Raw genomic sequence first — 18,535 nt, forward strand, 5'->3', positions numbered from 1 at the left:
AAAAGTTAGATTACTTAACTTCGACAGTTGCGCCAGCTTCTTCAAGCTTAGCTTTGACTGCGTCTGCATCTTCTTTAGAAACGCCTTCTTTGACTGGAGCTGGAGTTCCGTCAACGAGTGCTTTCGCTTCTTTAAGACCGAGGCCTGTAAGTTCACGTACCGCTTTGATGACGTTGATTTTACCAGCGCCAGCGTTTGTGAGGATTACGTCGAATTCAGTTTGCTCTTCAGCTACTGCTGCGCCTGCACCTGCAACTGCTACTGGAGCTGCTGCTGATACGCCGAATTCTTCTTCGATTGTTTTTACGAGTTCGTTAAGTTCGAGAACCGTCATTGATTTGAGGTCTTCGATGAATTGCTCTTTGTTGAAAGCCATTATGGTTTTCCTCCTTTGATGTTGTAAAGATTGGTTTTTGTTACGCTACGAGACAAAAATTAAGCAGTTTGCTCTTCTTTTTGTTCTGCGATTGCGTTTGTTGCGACTGCGAGCCCACGGATTGGAGCTTGAAGTACGCTGAGAAGCATCGAGAGAAGACCTTCGCGTGATGGAAGTTCTGCAAGGGCTTTAACTTCTTCAAGTGAAGAAACTTTGCCTTCGATGATTCCGCCTTTCAATTCGAGCGCTTTGTGCTCTTTCGAGAAGTCGTTCAAGATCTTCGCTGGAGCTACAACGTCTTCGTTCGAGAACGCGATTGCTGTAGGGCCAGTGAAGACTTCGTCAAGACCTTCGAAGTTCGACTGAACTGCTGCGCGGCGAAGAAGACCGTTTTTGTATACTTTGAACTCGATTCCAGCGTCACGGAGTGATTTACGGAGTGTAGTCACTTCTTCAACTGTAAGTCCACGGTAGTCAACAACAATTGTCCCAACGCTTGCTTGCATTTTCTCAGCGATTTCATCGACGAGTGCCGATTTCTGAGATACGATTTTTTCGCTTGCCATGTGTTTGCACCTCCTAGTCAATTCTTATACCGGACGAGAGGCTGCTCTTCAAAAAGAAATCCCTCGTATGAAGACATACGAGGGCGTAATTGTTTGAAAGTAAACCTGTGACAACAGGCTCAAGTTCGAGCAAAGACACCTCGGAAGGGTTTACGGACCGATGTCCACCTTCTGTCTACGGTAATCCAACATATTCGGTTGAACGTGTATTACTTTAACAGCGGTATCACACGTTGTCAACAGTTTATTTCAAGTAGATTACTTGATGAAGTCGGCAGTCGCGACACGGATCCCAGGACCCATTGTCGAAGAAAGCGCGATGTTTTTAAGGTAAGTTCCTTTTGCAGTAGCAGGCTTCACTTTCATGAGCGTCTCGATGATTGTCTCGATGTTCTCAGTAAGTTTAGTTGCTTCAAACGATTTCTTACCAACTGGTACGTGGATGTTACCGGCTTTGTCAACGCGGTACTCTACTTTACCAGCTTTGATGTCCGCGATTGCTTTCGTCACGTCGAACGTAACTGTGCCTGTTTTCGGGTTAGGCATGAGGCCTTTTGGTCCGAGAACGCGACCAAGTTTACCAACTTCGCCCATCATGTCAGGTGTCGCAACGATAACATCGAAGTCGAACCATCCTTGTTGGATTTTAGTGATGAACTCAGAGTCACCGACGTAGTCAGCGCCAGCCGCTTCAGCTTCTTTAACTTTTTCGCCTTTTGCGAAGACGAGAACTTTTTGTGTTTTACCAGTACCGTGTGGAAGTACGACGGCACCGCGGATTTGTTGGTCCGCTTTCTTCGGATCTACGCCGAGACGGACAGCAACTTCGATTGTTTCATCGAATTTAGCAGTAGCTGTTTTTTGAACGAGTTCAACGGCCTCAGTGAGTTCGTATGACTTCATGCGATCAACAAGCTTAGCTGCTTCTTGGTGTTTTTTACCCATGATTCTTTTCCTCCTTGTGGTTAGCGGAATTTCCTCCCACATAATGAAGGGATTGAAGGTGAGCATAATATTCACCGACAATCCCAGAGACTAATAAATTAGTCTTCGATTACAATACCCATACTACGCGCAGTACCTTCAACCATAAGCATCGCTGTTTCAACAGACGACGCGTTAAGGTCAGGCATTTTAAGTTCAGCGATTTCGCGAACTTTATCACGCTTAACCGTTGCTACCTTCTTACGGTTTGGTTCACCAGAACCGCTCTCGATACCAGCAGCTTTCTTCAAAAGAACTGCAGCTGGTGGAGTTTTCGTAATGAATGTAAACGAACGATCTTCGTATACCGTAATGACTACAGGAATAATCAATCCGGCTTGGTCTTGTGTACGAGCGTTGAACTCTTTACAGAATCCCATGATGTTAACACCTGCTTGACCAAGTGCTGGTCCTACTGGTGGTGCTGGGTTAGCTTTACCAGCTGGGATTTGAAGTTTAACGAGTTTAGTAACTTTTTTCGCCACGAGACACACCTCCTTAAGTCTAAAATGTGGTTTCTTGGACGTTGTGCGCCCTCCCACTCAATCTATTAGGTCGAGTTTGTACCGAAATAAAGCACAACATCAAACATTTCCGATTGTACCATCCGTTCCCGAGAATGGCAAGTGGGTTTAGTTAATTTTCTGAACTTGTTCGAAATCAAGTTCAATTTTTGTTTCACGGCCGAACATGTCAACGACAACTTTGAGCTTCTCTTTCTCAGTTTCGATTTCATCAATCGTACCTTCAAAGTTCTCAAATGCGCCTTCTTTGACACGGACGAGGTCGCCGAGTTCGTAGTTGTAACGATCTTTCTTCTCGATGAGACCCATCTGTGACAATACGTTCGTCACTTCGTCCGGTTGAAGCGGGATCGGCTTAGCGCCGCCCCCCGTCGAACCGAGGAAGCCGGTGACGTTCGGTGTGTTCCGAACGACATACCATGAATCATCCGTCATGATCATTTCGACGAAGACGTAACCTGGGAAGCTTTTCACTTCTTTTTCTTTAATCTTCTTCTCGCCACTCTTGAGAGTGACTTCTTCTTGCGTTGTTTCAGTCGGAACGAGGACGCGGAAAATTTTATCTTCCATGTTCATCGAACCGATTCGACGTTCTAGGTTTTCTTTGACGTTGTTTTCAAATCCAGAATACGTCTGGACAACAAACCATTGTTTCTCCACGGCTTTCACCTCTTTCCTTAGTTAATCAATAGGTTGACGAGATAACTGACACCAGTATCTACGCCGAACACGAACAGGCCGACCACGACGACCGTCGCGATGACCGTGATGGTATATTTTGTGAGCTCTTTACGAGTCGGCCAACTCGTTTTCTTTAACTCTTTCCATACATCGCGCAAAAAGTTCATGATAGCTTCCTCCTACGTTGAATGCCAATCTACGTTACTTTGATTCTCGATGTGTCGTATGTGCATTGCAACGACGACAGAACTTTTTCAGTTCGAGCCGCGTCGTCACGTCGTCTTGCTTGACGGTCGAATAACCGTTCGATCCGCAATCCGAACACGCGAGACTTACTTTCTTTGCCATTCATAAGCGCCCCTTTCGACAGCTCTCCCACTAAAAAAGAGCGAAAAAAAAACGCCTCCTGTAAATGGCGTCTACGGACAAGGCGCTGCCTTAAAAGTATCACATAGGAGGCTTGCGGTCAATATCGGTTAGCTCGTCAGCGTTTTGACGTCGACATGCCGCTCAAACTTTTTCTTCACGCGCTGTAGCGCGTTATCAATCGACTTCACGTGACGGTCGAGGTCGTCTGAGATTTCTTGATACGAACGGCCGTCCAAATAAAGACGTAACACTTTTCGTTCCAAGTCACTCAGGAGCTCTTCCATCTTTTCTTCCATGAACAGTTGCTCTTCACGCGTGACGAGCAAATCTTGCGGGTCTGTCGGATGAGGCGGCAAAATCACATCAAGAAGCGTCCGGTCCGACTCGTCGTCAAAAATCGGCTTATCGAGCGAGACGTAAGAGTTGAGCGGAATATGTTTTTGACGCGTCGCCGTTTTAATGGCGGTGATCATTTGACGCGTGATGCACATCTCAGCAAAACTTTTGAACGAAGCGAGCCGTTCGTCCCGGTAGTCCCGAACCCCTTTATACAGACCGATCATCCCTTCTTGGACGATATCCTCGTGGTCGGCACCGATTAAAAAATAAGACCGTGCCTTCGCCCGAACGAAATATCGGTAACGTTCAATCAAAAACTCAAGAGCGTCGCTATCCCCTTCGTTACGCGCAAGAAAGACGAGCTCTTCGTCGGACATGTTTTCAAACTGCTCGTATGGCCATCCGTTCATGTTTCCTACCCCCCGGCGATTGATGAACTTATGTAAGTTTGTGCTCTCATTATAGGCGCCGTTTAAAACGACCGTCAAATAAAATTCTAAAAATTCCGTCAATTACAATTCGTGTAACTCATACATGTAATAGTATACAACATTTCTTTCCAAAAAAATGTCAAATTAAAAACAAAGACGAGTCCATTTCATGAACTCGTCCGTGAGTTTCGTCACCGCTTCATTTACGACGACGAATTTCTTCCAATCGGGCCCGCACATCTGGCGTGAGGTCGATTGTTTTTCGGTTGGATCGGTCCTGCTCAAGCGCCGACCGCTCTTGGTCGATTAACTGCTGCGCTTGTTTCCAATCTTTGAGCAGTTCGGCCGCGGGCACGCGGAGGGCGCCTTGACCGAAGATGACCCATTGCTCGGTGAAATCGTTCGTCGCGACGAATAACGTGACGAGACGATCATCAACGAGTTCATGGGCCCGCCGCTCAATCCATTCGTCCGCGGTCTCGTTCTCTTTCGTGTAGATGACCGCGATCCGACTCTGTTTCGCTTTCGACTCTCGTCCATAACGCATATGCGCATCGAAGACAATCGTCACTTCACGACCTGTGACCGCCTGATACTCGGCCATCGCTTCAATCAAGTCGGTACGTGCCTTCTCAAAATCGATGTCGCGCAGTTTGCGAAGGTGTGGCCAAGCGCCAATGATGTTATACCCATCCACGAGGAGCAGTTCCCGTTTCTTGATACTCATGACAATGGGTTACGTGAGCGGTGCACTTCATACAATAGAAGCGCGGCCGCGACCGAGGCGTTCAGCGATGTGACATGACCAACCATCGGCATATGGACGAGGAAGTCACACGACTCCCGCACGAGGCGGCTCATCCCTTTGCCCTCACTACCGATGACAACGACGAGCGGCATGTTCCCATCGAGGCGGCGATAATCTTGGCTCTCGCTCGCGTCCGTCCCGACGACCCATAGTCCTTTCTCTTTCAACTCTTCAAGCGTCCGCGTCAAGTTCGTGACGCGTGCGACCGGGATATACTCAATCGCACCCGTCGAGGCTTTCGCCACCGTCTGCGTCAATCCAACCGAGCGGCGCTTCGGAATGATGATTCCGTGGGCTCCGACCGCATCCGCCGTCCGAAGAATCGAACCGAGGTTGTGCGGGTCTTCGAGCTCATCGAGCAAGATGAAGAGCGGCGTTTCCCCTTTCGACTCAGCGAGTGCGAACATGTCTTCAACCGACTTATATTCGTAAGCGGCGACCGCGGCGACAACGCCTTGGTGATGTTCACTGCCGGCCATCTTCTCGAGTTTCGTCTTCGGGACGAATGAGATTTGGACCGACGCCTCGTTGGCCATCCCGATGATTTGGGCGAGTGGCCCTTTCTGTTGGCCTTCCATGATGAAGACCTTGTTCATGTCACGTCCGCTCCGGAGTGCTTCCATGACCGGGTTGCGCCCGTATAAAAAGTCGATTCCTTCTTCCATCACATCGACTTCTTGGTAGTCCGGCCGTTCTAGTTTCTGACGTTGCGGACGGTCGTTCCGTTCACCACGTGGGCGGTCATTCCGTTCGCCGCGTGGACGGTCGAATGAGCGTTGCTCCCTTGCTCCGTCATGTCGTTTCGAATGACTCGGTTTCGAGCCATGTGAACGCTTGTTCGATGAGTTCTTCAAGACGATCCCTTCTTTCCATTAGATATGTGTAACCAATCAATGCTTCGAACGCGGTCGAGTAGCGATACGTATGAACATCTGTCCGCTTTGGGATTGAACCAGATTTCGCGTTCTTCCCGCGGCGGACGATGGCCGTTTCATCTTCGCTCAAGACGCCTGTCTCGAGCCAGTGGGTCACGACCCCAGCCTGGGCGCCCGCATTTACGTAGCGGATGGCGCCGCGGTGGAGATCGTTCGGCTTCGTCATCCCTTGTCCGAGCAGTCGTTTGCGTACCGCCATCTCATAGACGGCGTCCCCCATATAGGCGAGGGCGAGAGCGTTCAGTTGAGGAGCCTGTTGCTTCATAACCGCTTCCACCGCACCCCTTGGGCCGTATCTTCGAGTTGAATGTTCTGGTCTTTCAAGAGGTCACGAATCTCGTCGGCACGCGCGAAGTTTCGCTCCGCCCGGGCCGTGTTCCGCTCTTGAATCAATTGATCGATTTCCGCGTCAAGCAGTTCCACTTCGTTCGCAATCGTTAAACCGAGCACGCCCGTCAACTCTTCGAACAGAGCGATCACGTGTTCCAACGTCGTTTTCGAGACGTGGTCCGCCTTTGCGTAGATATTGGCTTCACGCGCCAAGTCGAATAAGACCGTCACCGCGTTCGCCGTATTGATATCATCATCCATCGTTTCGATGAACGTGGTTTTGATTGTCGCGAGCTTGCGTTCCATCGCTTCACTCGGTTCTTCAAGACCGGCTGTGACCGACAGGCGGTACGCGACGTTTTGGTACGCTTCCTTGATGCGATCCCATCCGTTCGCCGCTTGTTCAATCAACTCACGACTGTAGTTGATCGGATGGCGATAATGGACCGACAACATGAAGAAGCGGAGCACCATCGCATCGACTTCTTTCAACGCCTCATGGACGAGCAGGAAGTTGCCGAGCGATTTGGACATCTTCTCGTTCTCGATATTGATGAATCCGTTATGCAGCCAATAGTTGGCGAACTTCGTATGGTTGCATGCCTCCGATTGGGCAATCTCGTTCTCGTGGTGCGGGAACTTCAAGTCATGGCCCCCGGCGTGAATGTCGATTGTCGTTCCAAGGTGTTTTTTCGCCATCGCTGAACACTCGATGTGCCAGCCTGGACGACCTTGTCCCCATGGACTCTCCCATGCCGGCTCACCTGGTTTCGCGGCTTTCCACAAGACGAAATCGAGCGGGTCTTCTTTCTTTTCCCCGACGTCGACGCGTGAGCCCGCGCGCAAATCTTCAATCGACTGCTGGCTCAATTTTCCATACGTCTCAAACTTACGCGTCCGGAAATAGACGTCCCCGCCTGCTTCATACGCAAAGTCTTGCGTCTCGAGTTCGCGGATGAATGTGATAATCTCTTCCATCGTGTCCGTGACACGTGGATGGACGTCCGCCGGCAATACGTTCAAGGCACCCGTATCTGCCAAATACGCGTCGATATACCGATTCGTCAACGTACCGACGTCTTCTCCGAGCTCATTGGCAGTCCGAATGATTTTATCGTCGACATCTGTGAAGTTAAGGACGTATTTGACGTCATAGCCCCGGTACGTCAAGTAGCGGCGGACCGTATCAAAGGCAATCGCTGGACGGGCGTTGCCGACGTGAATGTAATTGTAGACGGTCGGTCCACAAACATACATCGACACTTTCCCGGGTACGATCGGTACGAACGGTTCTTTCTTATTCGTGAGGCTGTTGTAAAACTGAATCATGTGTGTTCTCCTCCATCCGTTTCTCTAATGAAGCAAGTTTTCGCTCTAACTGAGCGACGGCATTTTCAAGCCGCTCTTGGCATTCGCGGTCCGGGTCTGGCAATCGGTGATCGAGATCATGCTGTTTGACCCGCTCACCGTTTCGGATGACGACCCGCCCTGGAATCCCGACGACCGTCGAGTCGGATGGGACGTCTTTTAAAACGACAGAACTTGCCCCGATTTTGACGCAATCGCCAATCGTGATATTGCCGAGCACTTTCGCCCCGGCCGAGATGAGGACATCGTTCCCAATCGTCGGGTGACGTTTCCCTTTCTCTTTTCCCGTTCCGCCGAGCGTCACGCCTTGATAAATCGTTACATTGTTACCGATAATCGCCGTCTCACCGATGACGATGCCAAACCCGTGGTCGATGAACACGCCTTCACCGATGACCGCACCGGGATGAATCTCAATCCCTGTCAACCAACGGCTCGTCTGCGCAATCAATTTCGCCACCAACTTCACGTTACGCGTCCACAGACCGTGTGCGATTCGATGTGCCCACAGGGCGTGTAACCCCGGGTATGTTAAGATGACTTCTGTTTTAGAGCGAGCTGCCGGATCGAGCTCAAGCACGTTCCGAATATCGTCGCTCACACTTTTCCAAAATCCCATAATTGTTCTCCTTTTCCATATCAAAAACAAAGACGCCCCTGTGCCAAGGCACAGAGACGCCGTAAGCGCGGTTCCACTCTGTTTGGGAAAGTTCCCCTCTCATGTCTCGTTAACGCCGAGTCGCGGTCCCGACTACGTATCGCCGGAACGGCTCCGAGGTGCACTTCGACGGGGGACGCTTCTAGAACTTCCAGCCTAGGTTCTAGTCTCTGTTAAGTGTCATACCGCTTACTTTCCTCATCGTTGCCTTTAAGCTAATAATGTTGTGAGACGTGCCAAGACACGCTCTTTGCCAATTAGTGAAATGGCGTTCGGAAGCTCTGGTCCGTGCGTCTGCCCGGTCGTCGCGACCCGGATCGGCATGAACAAGTTCTTTCCTTTTTGGCCAGTCACCTTTTGTGTCGCTTTCGTCGCTGCTTTGACGGCTTCCGGTGTGAAGTCTTCGATTGCTTCAAGTTGAGCCTTGAATTCGGCGAGGACAGCCGGTACCGTTTCTCCAGCGAGGACCGCATTGGCCTCTTCGTCGTATTCGACCTCGTCTTTAAAGAACAGGTCCGTCAACGTCACGATTTCAGCACCGTGTGTCATTTGTTCTTTATAGAGGGCGATCAACGCTGTCGCCCAATCGGCTTGTTCCATCGACAAGGCGTTCGGTAAACGTCCTGCTTCTTGTAAGAATGGTAAACTGAGTGCCACCACTTCGTCAAGCGAAGCCTGTTTCATATAGACGCTGTTGATCCAAGCAAGCTTCTGTTGGTCAAAGACGGCCGGGCTCTTCGACAAACGACCCGCATCAAACATCTCGATGAACGCTTCTTTCGTGAAGATCTCCTCTTCTCCGACCGGCGACCAACCGAGGAGCGAGATGAAGTTAAAGAGTGCCCCTGGAAGGTATCCGAGATCAGCGTACTGCTCGATAAACTGAATGATCGACTCATCACGCTTCGATAACTTCTTATGGTTCTCGTTATAAATCAATGTCATATGACCAAACGCCGGATAGTCCCAACCGAGTGCGTCATAGACCATCATCTGTTTCGGTGTGTTGGCGATATGATCATCCCCGCGCAACACGTGGCTGATTTTCATCAAGTGATCGTCGACGACGACAGCGAAGTTATACGTCGGGATGCCGTCCTGTTTGACGATGACCCAGTCGCCGAAGTCTTTCGACTCGAACGAGACGTCGCCTTTGACGACATCGGTCCACTTATATGTGACCGACTCTGGTACACGAATCCGAATCGACGGTTTACGTCCTTCGGCTTCGAACGCAGCTTGCTCTTCGTCGCTCAAGTTACGATGTGCACCTGAATACCGCGGTGCCTCGCCGCGCGCGATTTGCGCTTCGCGTTCCGCCTCGAGTTCTTCAGACGTCATATAACATTTATAGGCGAGTCCGTTGCTCATCAACTCGTTCACGTATTTATTGTAAAGGTCGAGTCGTTCCATTTGGAAGTAAGGACCATGATCGCCGCCGCGACCTGGACCTTCATCCCAATCGATTCCGAGCCATTCCAAATACTTCATCTGACTCTCGACACCGTTCTCCACGTTCCGTTTTTGGTCCGTGTCCTCGATTCGGAGAATCATCTTCCCGCCGGCATGGCGAGCATACAAATAGTTAAATAGCGCGGTCCGGGCGTTCCCAATATGAAGGTGACCCGTCGGACTCGGCGCATAGCGTACGCGCACTTCACTCATAATATTTCCACCTTTCTTCTCTTCTGCCCAAATAGTATACCACTTTTGTCAAGCGCGGTTGAGCAGGATGACCGCCTGGGCGGCAATTCCTTCTTCACGTCCGGTGAAGCCTAGCTTTTCAGTCGTCGTCGCTTTGACGTTCACTTGGCTGATGTCTGCCTCGAGCAACTCGGCGATGACCGCTCGCATATCGTCGATGTACGTGCGAAGCTTCGGCCGCTCCGCCATCACTGTCGCATCGACGTTGCCGAGCACATAGCCTTCCGCTTTGACGAGTTGCCAGACGTGCTGCAACAACACTTTCGAGTCCGCGTCCTTAAATTCCGGGTCCGTATCCGGGAAATGCTTGCCGATATCCCCCGCCGCAATCGCTCCGAGCGCTGCATCGGCAATCGTATGCAACAAGACGTCCGCATCCGAGTGGCCAAGCAGGCCGCGGTCGTGTGGAATCTCGATTCCCCCTAAAATGAGCGGACGCCCTTCGGCGAACGCATGTACATCAAATCCTTGTCCGATTCTCATCGATAGTCCTCCTTCGTTAAAATCGCTTCACCAAATAATAAATCTTCAGGGGTCGTCATTTTAATGTTGTGGTAATCCCCCGGGATAATCATCACCCGTTGCCCGGTCCATTCGAATAGACTGGCATCATCCGTCCCGATAAAACGAGCAGCTTCTGCCCGCTCATGGGCGGCTTGAATGGCGCCTGCCGGAAATGCTTGGGGCGTCTGCGCCAACCATAGTGCCTCACGCGGCACCGTCTGCGTGATGTGTCCGTCCGTCACTTGTTTCACCGTATCTTTGACCGGAACAGCGAGAATCGCCCCTGCCGTCTTGGCCGCTTCGGCGATGGCATGAAGTTGGTCAAGGCGCACAAATGGCCGTGCCCCGTCATGAATCAAGACGACATCTTCGGGATTGACGACTTGCAATCCGGCTCGAACGCTCTGTTGTCGTTCTTCCCCACCCGTCACATATGTAATCGGGGTTTGGACATGACGCAACTGCTGCTCGAACCACGCTTGCTCCTCAGGACGCACCGCGAGCACGATGCGCGCGCACCATGCATCTCTCGCGAACGCTGCCACGGTCCACACGATAATCGGTTTTCCTTGCAGCGTCAGCATCAACTTATTCTCATCGGCTCCCATCCGCTTTCCTTTTCCTGCGGCCGGAATGACAACCGTATAGCGTACCATTCCATTCACCCCTTTTCGCGAAAAAAGAGAGCGCCGATGCGTCTCTTTTTCCACTTATTTATTCAGGACGAGCAAAAATCATGCGGCCAGCCGACGTCTGAAGCACGCTCGTGACGACAACGGGTAACGTCTTCGAGATCAGCTTGCGCCCACCTTCAACGACGACCATCGTGCCATCTTCGAGATAGGCGACACCTTGATTTTGTTCTTTTCCTTCTTTAATGACCGTCACGACCATCTCTTCTCCTGGAATGACGATCTGTTTGACCGAGTTGGCCAAATCGTTAATGTTCAATACTGGGACGTTCCGAACTTCACACACTTTGTTCAAGTTGTAGTCGTTCGTGACGACGATGCCTTTTTTCAATTCGGCCAACTTGATCAATTTGATATCCACTTCGGCGACGTCTTCAAAATCCCCATCATAGATTTCCACTTCGATCCGATCGTTGTCTTGTAACTCTTTTAAAATATCAAGACCGCGACGGCCCCGGTTACGCTTCAGCGTATCCGACGAGTCCGCAATATATTGAAGCTCACCGATGACGAACTGCGGCACGATGAGTGTCCCTTCGATGAAACCGGTCTTCGAGATATCAGCGATTCGACCATCGATGATGACGCTCGTATCCAAAATTTTATCGTTAGAGCGGCGCAATGGTTCCGCGGCCGGCTTCTCTCGTTCACTTTTGACGAACAGTTTAATCCATTCATTCCGCTTCCGGTAACCGACGGCAAAGCCGAAGTAACCGAACAGAGCGGTCACAAAAATCGGTACAATCTTGCTGAGCAAGAAGATATTCGTCACTTCTAACGAGACGCTGATCAAAAAGGCGATCAACAAACCAATAATCAATCCGATCGAGCCAAACAAAATATCGCCGACCGGCAAACGGACAAGCCGTTCTTCGATAAAACGGATAAATTTAACGACCCCATCGGTCAAGAACAAACTAAGAATGAAGAAGATAAGTCCACCAATCAAACTAGCAACGTAAGGAATCGTCAACCAAGCCGGTACACTCACACCAAGGTCGCCTAATAGCAACATCGCTTCGATAATTCCAAACCAACCGACGACGAGTCCGATCAATATAAATCCGATTCGTACAGCAATCTTCACTCATTCCACCTCCTTCATTATGAATTAAAATTTCAAGAAATTAACACTTTCATTGTAACACGGTTCTTTTGAAAGCGTTCGTTACAAAGCGTTAAAAACTGCCGGAAGCGCCCCGTCAGAACGGGATAGCGAGTTGGAGCGCTTCATCGACAGTACTGACACCGACGACATCGATACCAGGCGGGGCCGTCCAGCCCCCGAGGTTGTTTTTCGGAATGATGGCCCGGGTGAAACCAAGCTTGGCCGCTTCAGCGACACGTTGCTCAATCCGTGACACACGCCGTACCTCACCGGTCAAACCGACTTCACCGATACATACATCCGTCGGACGGGTCGGACGGTCCCGGAAGCTTGATGCGATCGAAATACAGATGGCCAAGTCGATGGCTGGTTCGTCCAATTTAACGCCCCCGGCCGCCTTCAAATAAGCGTCTTGCGTTTGGAGCAAGAGACCCGAACGCTTCTCGAGCACAGCCATGAGAAGTGCGACCCGGTTCTGGTCAATCCCGGTCGCCATCCGGCGCGGATTCCCGAACGAGGTCGGCGAGATGAGCGCCTGTAACTCGACGAGCACGGTCCGCGTCCCTTCCATCGATGCGACGACGGTGGAGCCCGAGACGCCAGCAGTTCGTTCTTCCAGGAAGATTTCAGACGGATTGAGCACTTCTTCGAGCCCGCCTTCTTTCATTTCAAAGATGCCAATCTCGTTCGTCGAACCGAACCGATTTTTGACGGCCCGTAAAATTCGGAATGTATGGTGACGCTCCCCTTCGAAGTAAAGGACCGCATCCACCATATGCTCGAGCAGACGAGGACCGGCAATCGAACCTTGTTTCGTCACGTGACCGACGATAAAGACGGCCACTCCTCGCGTTTTAGCGATTTTCATGAGCGCCGCTGTACATTCTCGGACTTGAGCGACACTACCTGGCGCTGATTGAATTTCATCCATATAAACGGTTTGAATCGAGTCGATGATGACGAACCCCGGTTCTTCTTCATCGATGACTCGTTCAATCATCAACATGTCCGTCTCTGCGAGGACATATAAGTCTTCAGTCGGCAGACCGAGCCGTTCGGCTCGGAGTTTCGTCTGTTTGAGCGATTCTTCCCCGGAAATATAGAGCACTTTCCGTCCACTATGAGCCAAATGGGCACTCACTTGAAGCAGAATCGTCGACTTCCCGATTCCCGGGTCCCCACCGACGAGGACGAGCGAGCCTGGGACAATACCGCCACCGAGCACCCGGTCAAACTCTTGACTGTTCGTATGGACGCGCGTCTCTTCTTGCGACACGACGTCCGACAGACGTTCTGGCTTCAACTGTCTCGAGGAGCTATGGACGAATGCGGCTCCCCGCTTCGCCTTTTTCTCTTCGACAAATTCTTCGACGAGCGTGTTCCACTCGTTACAACCTGGGCAACGTCCCATCCATTTTGCGGATTCGTATCCGCATGACTGACATACATACTTCGTTTTAATTTTTGCCATGATGTTCCTTTCCGTCTAAAAAAGCCCCCTCACACGAGAGAGGGAGCCTTGTAGTTACTGAACGACACCTTCATTACGGACGACGAATTCGCCATCTTGTACATCGAGCGCCACTTTGCTGCCTTTTGTGATGCTGCCACTGAGCATCGCTTCTGAGAGTCGGTCCTCAACCTCACGCTGGAGCGCACGGCGGAGTGGACGAGCCCCGTATTCCGGATCGTACCCGACTTCGGCGATTTTCTCGAGCGCCGATTCCGTCAAGCTGAAATCAATCCCTTGTTCTCCGAGACGTTTTGTAAGTGTCTCGGCCATAAGTTTGACGATTTCTTGGATGTGTTCTTTTTGGAGCGAGTGGAAGACGGTGATTTCGTCAATCCGGTTCAAGAACTCAGGACGAAACGCCTTCTTCAACTCTTCCATAACTTTATCTTTCATTTCCGTATATTCACGCTTCACGTCATCTTCAACCGTGAACCCGACGTACTTGTTCCGTTTGAGCGCTGCCGCACCGACGTTTGACGTCATGATGATGACCGTGTTCCGGAAGTCGACCGTACGCCCTTTCGAGTCGGTCAAGCGACCGTCATCGAGCACTTGGAGCAAGATGTTGAACACTTCAGGGTGAGCCTTTTCAATCTCATCAAGCAAGATGACCGAATATGGCTTGCGGCGAACTTTCTCTGTCAATTGACCGCCCTCTTCATAACCGACGTAACCTGGAGGCGATCCAACGAGACGACTCGTCGCGTGTTTCTCCATGTACTCCGACATGTCGATTCGGATGATGGCGTCTTCGTCACCGAACAACGCTTCAGCTACAGCACGAGCCAGCTCGGTTTTCCCGACACCAGTTGGTCCGAGGAAGACGAACGAACCAATCGGACGTTTCGGATCTTTCAATCCAGCACGTGCTCGGCGAATCGCCCGCGAAATCGATTTAACGGCTTCATCTTGACCGATGACTCGGCCGTGGAGAATTGATTCGAGTTTGAGGAGACGGTCTGTCTCTTCTTCAGCAATCTTCGTCACAGGTACTCCTGTCCAGTTGGCGACGACTTGCGCGATGTCTTCTTTCGTTACTTCGAGTTTTTCGTTCCCTTGCTTATTCTGCCATTCCGATTTGAGCTGTTCGAGTTCATCTCGAAGTTTCTGTTCGGTATCGCGTAGTGAGGCAGCCTTCTCGAACTCTTGACTCTGTACAGCCGAATCTTTTTCTTTGCGAATCGACTCAAGACGAGCCTCGAGTTCTTTCAAGTTCGGCGGTGCCGTGAATGAGCGAAGTCTTACTTTCGAAGCAGCCTCATCGACGAGGTCGATCGCTTTATCTGGAAGGAAGCGGTCCGAGATGTAGCGGTCCGAGAGAACAACGGCCTCATGAATCGCTTCATCTGTGATTGTGACGCGATGGTGCGCCTCGTAACGGTCACGTAACCCGAAGAGAATTTGTTCTGCCTCATCCGTCGTCGGTTCATTGACTTGAATTGGTTGGAAGCGACGTTCGAGCGCGGCATCCTTCTCGATATATTTACGATACTCATCGAGTGTCGTCGCACCGATACATTGAAGTTCGCCACGTGCGAGTGACGGTTTCAAAATATTCGATGCATCGATGGCGCCTTCTGCACCCCCAGCACCAATTAACGTATGCAACTCGTCAATGAAAAGAATGACGTTCCCAGCTTGGCGAATCTCATCCATCACTTTTTTCAAACGATCTTCAAATTCACCGCGGTACTTCGTTCCAGCGACGAGTGTACCCATATCGAGCACCATGACGCGTTTATTCCGAAGTGTTTCCGGTACTTCATTGTTGATGATCTGTTGGGCGAGCCCTTCGACGACTGCCGTCTTCCCGACCCCTGGTTCCCCGATGAGGACCGGGTTGTTTTTCGTCCGGCGTGATAACACTTCGATGACACGTTGAATTTCGCCTGAGCGACCGATGACCGGATCAAGACGGGATTCTCGCGCTTGCTGTGTCAAATCACGAGCTAAGCCGTCAAGCGTCGGTGTAGCAGCACTTGTACCTGGTTGTGATGCATTAGCTGACGACTCAGTGTTTCCTAAGAGCTGGAGCACTTGCTGACGCGCCTTCGTCAAGCTAATCCCAAGGTTGTTCAAGACTCGAGCTGCTACCCCTTCTCCTTCGCGAATGACGCCGAGGAGAATGTGTTCAGTCCCGACATAAGAGTGACCAAGTTTCCGTGCTTCATCCATCGATAGCTCAATCACTTTTTTCGCACGTGGCGTATAGTGAATCGTCGATCCGTTTTCTGAACCTCGTCCGATGAGTGCCTCCACTTCTTGCTGAATCTTTTCAGACGTAAGTCCGAGAGCGAACAGTGCCTTAGCGGCAATCCCTTCTCCCTCGCGAACAAGTCCGAGTAAAATGTGCTCCGTACCGATATTATGATGGCCAAGCCGTACTGCTTCCTCTTGTGCTAAAGCTAATACGCGCTGAGCTCGTTCTGTAAATCGACCAAACATCATTGACAAAACCTCCTTAAAGTTGGATCAAACTAACCCATGATCTAACGTTCGACGAACGAGCGTCGCACGTTCGCGATCTCGTTCTTTCGTAGATAATGTTTTCCCGAAATGCTTTTGTAGGAAACCTGATTGAAGCTTTACAATCAATTCGTGAAACTGAGGTGGACTCCAATCCGATAAAATACCCAGGTCACTCGCCAAGTGAAGATCGGATAGGCGTTCGACAGCTTCTGTTGACGATAGCAGTTTTGCATAACGTAAAATCCCATACGAGCGATAAAACTGATCTTCTAACTCGTCCTGGTTGCGAGCCAATAACTCTTCGCGGGCTTGTCGCTCTGCCTGAATGACTTGTTCCGTAATCTCCATGAAGTCGGTTAACAGTTGGGTTTCATGGCTCCCTAACGTGCGTTGGTTCGATAATTGGAACAGTCGTCCCGCCGCATCACTGCCTTCCCCGTAACGTCCCCGAATCGTATATCCGAGCTTCCGAAGTTCTTTTAGAATAGGAGTTATCCGTCCGGTCAACGTCAGTCCTGGTAGATGAAGCATCACCGAGGCTCGTAGACCCGTCCCGATATTACTCGGACATGTTGTCAAATAACCTAGCTGTTCATCAAATGCGTAAGGAAGGGACTCCCCACAGAGAGCATCGACACGTCTTGCCAGTTCGAAAGCCTCTTCTACTTGATAACCTGGGAGTAGAGTTTGAATTCGTAAATGGTCTTCTTCATTGATGAGTACGCTGATCGTCTCATCATCACTTAAAAAGACGGCACTTTGTTCTTTCGCGGCAATCGTAGGGCTAATCAAATGCTTTTCAACGAGCGCTTGTCGGGTCACCTGATCATAAGCACCCATATGCAAATACTCAAAACCTTGCAATCCTCCAAGTGACGCTTCAATCCGTTCACAAAGTTGTTGCTGTCCTTCCTCCGATAATACAGGAGAAAAGACGGTGTCTTTTAAATTGCGCGCTAGACGAATGCGAGTCGAGATGACCAAATCATCTAACTTGGCTCGCTCTCTCATTTTAGGACCAAGTGGATGTTTAAGATAAGACTCCATCACGCCTCACCTCGCCCTTTCAATTGATTGATCTCTTTTTTCAGCCTGGCTGCGCGTTCATAATCTTCTTGTTCGACGGCTCGTTCCAACTCCCCTGCTAACTTTGCAAGTCGCTCTTCGATTCGCTCGTCGGGAGTCCGTAACGCATCTGGCATCGAACCTACATGTTCATCATGGCCTTGTTGATACTGACGTGTGATTTTAATCAATTCTTCGCGAAAGACGGTATAACAAGTGGTACAGCCCGCTTTTCGAAGATGAGCTAATTCAGTTTGTGTCAATTGACAGCCCGGGCACCGTTTCACAGCTGGTACGTAACCTGCCATCAGTTCAACTGTACATTGACGACATAGTCGTCTCGTCACCGGTATCCCGTTCTCGACTACTTGGATCTCATTGATGGCAGGTCGCCGTTTGCATCGTTCGCATAACATCTCTTTATGCCTCCGTCGGTCAATGGTAACTAAGTAACTTCATTAATGCGAGTAACTGTTGTCTTCGAATCAAGTGACGATCGTCAGCGTGTAACCCAAGCGCTTCATCAGACAATAAATGATACAACAAGCGCACTTCCCGCTCACTCAACATCCCTTCTTCAAATAAGCGAATCAAGATGTTCTCGACAAGCTGTTCGGAAAGACGAGGATGGTCTTGTAAAATATCCATCAAGCTGACCAACACGTCTTGCTTTTCATGTAAAATTACGCGGCGAATGCGAATATATCCCCCGCCCCCACGCTTACTTTCGACAAGATAGCCCTTCTCGACCGTAAAGCGCGTATTAATGACGTAGTTGATTTGAGACGGAACACATTCGAAACGCTTGGCAATATCTTGCCGTTTAATCTCGATTGCTTCGGCCTGGCTCTCCTTCAGCACTTGTTTTAAATACTGTTCGATTACATCCGATATGTTTCTCATCTCCACCACCCTCTGACCATCTTTGACTTTTGACTATATTCTATCATTGATTCAAAAAAAGGCAAACGAAAAGCGATGTCGCAACTGCGACACCGCTTTAAACAGAAAAAAGACGACCTAGCGGATGCTCGATCGTCTTTCGCGTTGGCCTGGCAACGTCCTATCCTCACAGGGGGAGACCCCCAACTACTTTCGGCGCTGAAGCGCT

Annotated in this window: 22 protein-coding genes and 2 other annotated features; all 22 genes read right to left on the reverse strand. The window is 50.4% G+C overall.

Annotated features, from left to right (window positions below):
- Positions 1 to 10: 10 nt before the first annotated feature.
- Positions 11 to 376 carry a 50S ribosomal protein L7/L12 gene (gene rplL / locus KNP84_RS14440; protein ID WP_021066596.1) on the reverse strand — a complete coding sequence of 122 codons (366 nt, stop codon included), beginning with the start codon at positions 374 to 376 and terminating at the stop codon, positions 11 to 13.
- A gap of 59 nt (positions 377 to 435) precedes the next feature.
- A complete protein-coding gene (gene rplJ, locus KNP84_RS14445) occupies positions 436 to 942 on the reverse strand; it encodes a 50S ribosomal protein L10 (protein WP_021066595.1) in 507 nt (168 codons plus the stop codon).
- Positions 943 to 987: 45 nt separating this feature from the next.
- Positions 988 to 1,141: a sequence feature (ribosomal protein L10 leader region), on the reverse strand.
- A gap of 59 nt (positions 1,142 to 1,200) precedes the next feature.
- Positions 1,201 to 1,887, reverse strand: a complete 687-nt coding sequence (rplA, locus tag KNP84_RS14450) for a 50S ribosomal protein L1 (protein WP_021066594.1) — start codon at positions 1,885 to 1,887, stop codon at positions 1,201 to 1,203.
- A 98-nt stretch (positions 1,888 to 1,985) separates the two neighbouring features.
- The gene (gene rplK / locus KNP84_RS14455) at positions 1,986 to 2,411 is read right to left on the reverse strand and encodes a 50S ribosomal protein L11 (protein ID WP_021066593.1); all 426 of its coding nucleotides are present in this window, start codon (positions 2,409 to 2,411) and stop codon (positions 1,986 to 1,988) included.
- Between the two features lie 147 nt (positions 2,412 to 2,558).
- On the reverse strand, positions 2,559 to 3,110 hold the full coding sequence (gene nusG / locus KNP84_RS14460) for a transcription termination/antitermination protein NusG (RefSeq protein ID WP_021066592.1): 552 nt from the start codon (positions 3,108 to 3,110) through the stop codon (positions 2,559 to 2,561).
- Positions 3,111 to 3,127: 17 nt separating this feature from the next.
- Positions 3,128 to 3,298 (reverse strand): preprotein translocase subunit SecE, encoded by a 171-nt coding sequence (secE, locus tag KNP84_RS14465; RefSeq protein WP_021066591.1) that lies wholly within the window; start codon positions 3,296 to 3,298, stop codon positions 3,128 to 3,130.
- Positions 3,299 to 3,332: 34 nt separating this feature from the next.
- Positions 3,333 to 3,479 (reverse strand): 50S ribosomal protein L33, encoded by a 147-nt coding sequence (gene rpmG / locus KNP84_RS14470; RefSeq protein ID WP_021066590.1) that lies wholly within the window; start codon positions 3,477 to 3,479, stop codon positions 3,333 to 3,335.
- Between the two features lie 128 nt (positions 3,480 to 3,607).
- The gene (sigH, locus tag KNP84_RS14475) at positions 3,608 to 4,249 is read right to left on the reverse strand and encodes an RNA polymerase sporulation sigma factor SigH (RefSeq protein WP_021066589.1); all 642 of its coding nucleotides are present in this window, start codon (positions 4,247 to 4,249) and stop codon (positions 3,608 to 3,610) included.
- Between the two features lie 220 nt (positions 4,250 to 4,469).
- A complete protein-coding gene (locus KNP84_RS14480) occupies positions 4,470 to 4,997 on the reverse strand; it encodes an NYN domain-containing protein (protein ID WP_214720357.1) in 528 nt (175 codons plus the stop codon).
- Positions 4,994 to 5,743 carry a 23S rRNA (guanosine(2251)-2'-O)-methyltransferase RlmB gene (gene rlmB / locus KNP84_RS14485; RefSeq protein ID WP_029594424.1) on the reverse strand — a complete coding sequence of 250 codons (750 nt, stop codon included), beginning with the start codon at positions 5,741 to 5,743 and terminating at the stop codon, positions 4,994 to 4,996. The genes KNP84_RS14480 and rlmB overlap by 4 nt, the downstream gene beginning before the upstream one ends.
- Positions 5,744 to 5,870: 127 nt before the next feature.
- Entirely contained in the window at positions 5,871 to 6,278 is a 408-nt protein-coding gene (locus KNP84_RS14490; RefSeq protein ID WP_128124039.1) for a Mini-ribonuclease 3, read from the reverse strand.
- A complete protein-coding gene (gene cysS / locus KNP84_RS14495) occupies positions 6,275 to 7,672 on the reverse strand; it encodes a cysteine--tRNA ligase (RefSeq protein WP_215115042.1) in 1,398 nt (465 codons plus the stop codon). Before cysS ends, KNP84_RS14490 begins: the two co-directional genes overlap by 4 nt.
- Positions 7,641 to 8,330, reverse strand: coding sequence for a serine O-acetyltransferase (gene cysE, locus KNP84_RS14500; RefSeq protein ID WP_215115043.1), 690 nt, complete (start codon positions 8,328 to 8,330; stop codon positions 7,641 to 7,643). The genes cysS and cysE overlap by 32 nt, the downstream gene beginning before the upstream one ends.
- A gap of 49 nt (positions 8,331 to 8,379) precedes the next feature.
- Positions 8,380 to 8,583: a binding site (T-box leader), on the reverse strand.
- On the reverse strand, positions 8,580 to 10,037 hold the full coding sequence (gene gltX / locus KNP84_RS14505; RefSeq protein WP_215115045.1) for a glutamate--tRNA ligase: 1,458 nt from the start codon (positions 10,035 to 10,037) through the stop codon (positions 8,580 to 8,582). (Overlaps the previous feature by 4 nt.)
- A 45-nt stretch (positions 10,038 to 10,082) precedes the next feature.
- Positions 10,083 to 10,556, reverse strand: a complete 474-nt coding sequence (gene ispF, locus KNP84_RS14510; protein ID WP_021066582.1) for a 2-C-methyl-D-erythritol 2,4-cyclodiphosphate synthase — start codon at positions 10,554 to 10,556, stop codon at positions 10,083 to 10,085.
- The gene (ispD, locus tag KNP84_RS14515; RefSeq protein WP_215115044.1) at positions 10,553 to 11,233 is read right to left on the reverse strand and encodes a 2-C-methyl-D-erythritol 4-phosphate cytidylyltransferase; all 681 of its coding nucleotides are present in this window, start codon (positions 11,231 to 11,233) and stop codon (positions 10,553 to 10,555) included. The genes ispF and ispD overlap by 4 nt, the downstream gene beginning before the upstream one ends.
- Positions 11,234 to 11,291: 58 nt before the next feature.
- Complete coding sequence (locus KNP84_RS14520; protein WP_021066580.1) at positions 11,292 to 12,356, reverse strand: PIN/TRAM domain-containing protein; 1,065 nt, start codon at positions 12,354 to 12,356, stop codon at positions 11,292 to 11,294.
- Between the two features lie 115 nt (positions 12,357 to 12,471).
- Positions 12,472 to 13,848 (reverse strand): DNA repair protein RadA, encoded by a 1,377-nt coding sequence (gene radA, locus KNP84_RS14525; protein ID WP_021066579.1) that lies wholly within the window; start codon positions 13,846 to 13,848, stop codon positions 12,472 to 12,474.
- 54 nt (positions 13,849 to 13,902) lie between these two features.
- On the reverse strand, positions 13,903 to 16,338 hold the full coding sequence (gene clpC, locus KNP84_RS14530; protein ID WP_029594418.1) for an ATP-dependent protease ATP-binding subunit ClpC: 2,436 nt from the start codon (positions 16,336 to 16,338) through the stop codon (positions 13,903 to 13,905).
- 24 nt (positions 16,339 to 16,362) lie between these two features.
- A complete protein-coding gene (locus KNP84_RS14535) occupies positions 16,363 to 17,406 on the reverse strand; it encodes a protein arginine kinase (protein ID WP_021066577.1) in 1,044 nt (347 codons plus the stop codon).
- Positions 17,406 to 17,840 carry a UvrB/UvrC motif-containing protein gene (locus KNP84_RS14540; protein ID WP_029594416.1) on the reverse strand — a complete coding sequence of 145 codons (435 nt, stop codon included), beginning with the start codon at positions 17,838 to 17,840 and terminating at the stop codon, positions 17,406 to 17,408. Before KNP84_RS14540 ends, KNP84_RS14535 begins: the two co-directional genes overlap by 1 nt.
- Before the next feature lie 19 nt (positions 17,841 to 17,859).
- Positions 17,860 to 18,327: a CtsR family transcriptional regulator gene (locus KNP84_RS14545; RefSeq protein WP_021066575.1), complete on the reverse strand. Its 468-nt coding sequence runs from the start codon at positions 18,325 to 18,327 to the stop codon at positions 17,860 to 17,862.
- Positions 18,328 to 18,535: the final 208 nt, after the last annotated feature.

The sequence above is a fragment of the Exiguobacterium sp. s70 genome (assembly GCF_018618315.1).
Taxonomy (GTDB): domain Bacteria; phylum Bacillota; class Bacilli; order Exiguobacteriales; family Exiguobacteriaceae; genus Exiguobacterium; species Exiguobacterium chiriqhucha.